Source organism: Nostoc sp. (assembly GCF_036917975.1).
Lineage (GTDB): Bacteria > Cyanobacteriota > Cyanobacteriia > Cyanobacteriales > Nostocaceae > Nostoc.
Window position 1 is genome coordinate 1 of the sequence record NZ_JBALEJ010000044.1, and the last position, 3,507, is coordinate 3,507.

Here is a 3,507-nt window from a genome sequence, read left to right on the forward strand (position 1 = left end):
CTTTATTCTTTTCTTAACGAAGTTATAAGTATTTCAGTCTGCAACCTGTCCAAAATCTTCTTCCAAACCTGTCCAAAATCTTCTTCAAGTCACATGATTCATTGAATTTACCTAAAATCCGCAAGACTTCTCCTAGATTCTGTAATCCAAGCAAGTTAACTGATGTTGGTTTCTGCTTACTAATTACTACCATCAGTTGCTCTTTTGGAGCAAGAGCGGGTTGGTGCAAAGTCGTGTCGCAAATACCTAGATTTGTATTCAAATTTAAAGCTTCTAAAAGTGTATTGCAAGCTTGTTTATGTAATCCTAATGCTTGGAAAGCAAGGTTTTGATTAATCAGGCTTTCCGTAATCCCCTCTTGGTCGTTTAGTTGGCGATAAATTTTCGTAGATTCCTGCCAAGTTTTGAGAGCTTCATTCGCCTGATCTAGAGCTAATTGTTCGTGACCTGATGAAGTCAGGGATGCTGCTTGATTTTTGAGAAATTCTTTTTCTTTTTTTACAGTCTGGGCAGGAGAAGATGATTGAATTACAATTAGAGACAGCCCGATAACACCTGAAAAGAGATATTTAAAGCAAGGTTGAGGTAAGATCATTTTTCTACCTTTTGATTACTGCGAACCGGAAAAACAAGAACTTGCAGACAGTGAAGCATTATCCCCGATTGGATTTGCTTGGGATGTCGTCAAAACAAAATTGCCTTGAGAATCCCGAATCAAAGCGTTGGCTTCTATGATTTGTGTGGGTTGGTTACTGATTAATGGTTTGGGATTCTGTGAATTATTAAAAGCTGGAACTGGAACAGAGTTACTTTGCTCAATATTGTTATACATCAGGTCATTAGGCTTAGATTGGAGATTGCGAGTACTACTAACAACAAAACTACTTACTCCTGTGCCTACTCGTTCCTGACAGACTGGGGTGATTTCAGGAGCGATTGGAATCACTTCTGCTTTTACTTGAGTAGGGTAAATATTAGTATCAGCGATGTTGTACTTAACCGTACCGTTAATTCCGTACTTGGAACTAGCCGTAATCAAGCTATCAGGAGAAAAGAAGAGTCCTTGAGCATTGATTGTAATATTCCCACCACGACCCTCAAAGGCATCTGCGGTGATGCTGCTCTTTCCCCAGGCGGTTAATATGTCTGCGTTGATGTTAATGTTTCCGCCATTTCCTTTATTTCCTGCGGTAGCCGTTACAGCACTGTGATTACTTAGCTGCAAATACCGTGCGTTTAGGAAAATATTACCGCCTTCGCCGTTAGCAGTAGTTGCTGTAATGGCACTTTTATTGTCTAAAGAGATGGATTTAGCGTTTATTAAGATAGTTCCAGCATTACTTATTCCTTGATTTGTGACAGTAATGATACCACCATTCATCAGACTCAAGTTTTCAGTATTGATTTTTATTCCTCCAGGATTTCCACTCGGTGATTGAGGAGATGCGAACAGTTGCTGAGTGTCTTGGTCTGCCATAAGAACAGAGGAACTGATTCTACCACTTACATCTAAGTTAGAAGCATTAATGGTAATACTTCCAGCAGAACCAGAGCCGACAGTAGAAGAAGTAACCTTTGCTTGCTGCCCAACTATTAACCTTGATGTATTAATTGTCAAACTGCCAGCATGACCCGCATGAAAATCTGTAGTGGCAAAATAGCTGGGGACATAATCTAACCCGGAATTCATCAATTTGATGGAATTAGTCAGTTCTACAGAATTAACTACATTTAAAACTACATTCCCTCCCGCACCAGTTCCCAAAGTGAGAGATATTATCACACCCCCATCAGTAGCTATTAAGCGCTCTGTTGATACTGTGATATCTCCTGCCTTTCCATTCGTCAAAGTGCTATTGATGATGCTGCTAGTAATGAAGGGATTAAACGATGAAAAACCAAGTAGCTCTATAGAGTCAGAGGCATTTACAGTTACATTACCCCCTTGACCATCACTGTAGGTTCTACTGCCTATTTCCGATCCTCCTTGAACAACTAAATTCTTAGTGAAAAGGTTGATGTGTCCAGCACTTCCAGAATTTAGAGATTCAGTCCGCAAGATGGTATTGAATCTGCCATCTTTTGAAGATATACCGCTTAATTCCAGTGTTCCGGTAGCGTTGACATTAATACTGCCTGAAGGATGCGAACTTTGATTTTGAATCAAAATTGCTGAACCATCAGTAGCCAAGATATTATTACCTTGTATTTGAATAGAACCGACACCACTAGCATCGGCTAAAGCTTTTTGTGAAAGGCTAATGTTTCCAAAGCTTTGTACATTTGGATAGCTCAGAGCAAAGCCTTGAGTAACTGGATTAAGACTGACTGTACCATCTGTAACACTACCTAACTCAATTCGTCCTTGATCAGCAATTAGACTGCCACCCGCTAAAGATACATCCCCCCCTACTAAAGCTAGGGTCTTTCCTAGTTGCACTCGTAACCCAGTTAGGTCATTATTTTTAATAGTTGGGGAGCTTATTGAGCTAGGAGCAGTTAACCCCTCACCTGTACCCAGAACTTGAATAGCACCTGAATCACTCCCAAGCTGTAAACCAGTAGGCACACTAATAGTCAATAGTGGTTTGGTTTGGCTACCATTTGTTCTGAACTCAAAGCCATCAGAAAATTTCATCACTTTAGCAGTACTTACCAAGAACGAGCCACCGATATCTAGTCGGGCATTTTTTCCAAAGATAATCCCATTGGGATTGATTAAAAAAAAGTTGGCTGTGCCATTAGCTTTGAGCAACCCGTCTATGTTGGAAATTGATGAGCCTGTTACACGACTAAAAATATTCTGAATATTTTGAGCGTTGTTGAATAAAACCGTGCTGCCTGTAGTCACAGAAAACTGTTCAAAGCTATGGAACAAGTTGCTCCCCTTGATAGTGCCTCCATCAATGATCCTGGTGTTATCCTGTGGTGTAACAATAGAATTAACAGGTAACGTTTTATCTGGGATGACTTGTGCTGTGACTGATGAGGAGGCTAGGAAGAAGAGGCTGCCTTCAATGCTCCAGAATTGTAAAGCACACTGTTTGACTGAATGCCTCTTTTTAAGATTTGCGACGAGTGGGGGAAACCTGTCAATGTTGCCTTTTGGATATATGTCACAAATGGGCGACGAATCCGCTCATATTTCTCGAAGGCTCTGGCTAGAGCTTGCAAATCATCCCAGTTATTTTCGAGAGCGATGTTAGCAATAATCGTTGTAATAGCTAGTGCATCTTCAAGCCCTTGATTAGCTCCTTGAGCTGTGAACGGAGGCATTCCATGTGCTGCATCACCAACCAATACAACTCGCCCACTACTCCAGGATGGTTGAAATTTGACAGGGTAATCTTCAGTATTAATGTCAGTTTTGCTCTTGATTTGGATAGAATCTGAAATGGTAGCCCGGTGAATATAATATGGACGCTGCTGCATATTAGCAGGAGGAGAGATACGCACTAATTGCTTGAGTCTGTGAGGGAAGTCTGCCTTCTCTAACTCTTGTATAGC

The 3,507-nt window shown here is 40.8% G+C and carries 3 protein-coding genes; all 3 read right to left on the bottom strand.

Translation table 11 applies throughout. The annotated features are described in order from the left end of the window. Positions 1–22: 22 nt before the first annotated feature. Entirely contained in the window at positions 23–595 is a 573-nt protein-coding gene (locus tag V7K76_RS19525; protein ID WP_335029949.1) for a hypothetical protein, read from the bottom strand. A gap of 15 nt (positions 596–610) precedes the next feature. After that, entirely contained in the window at positions 611–3,019 is a 2,409-nt protein-coding gene (locus V7K76_RS19530) for a two-partner secretion domain-containing protein (RefSeq protein WP_442936783.1), read from the bottom strand. Continuing rightward, a partial coding sequence (locus tag V7K76_RS19535) for an FAD-dependent oxidoreductase (protein ID WP_335029950.1) occupies positions 2,995–3,507 on the bottom strand: 513 nt, incomplete at its 5' end. The genes V7K76_RS19535 and V7K76_RS19530, both read right to left, overlap by 25 nt.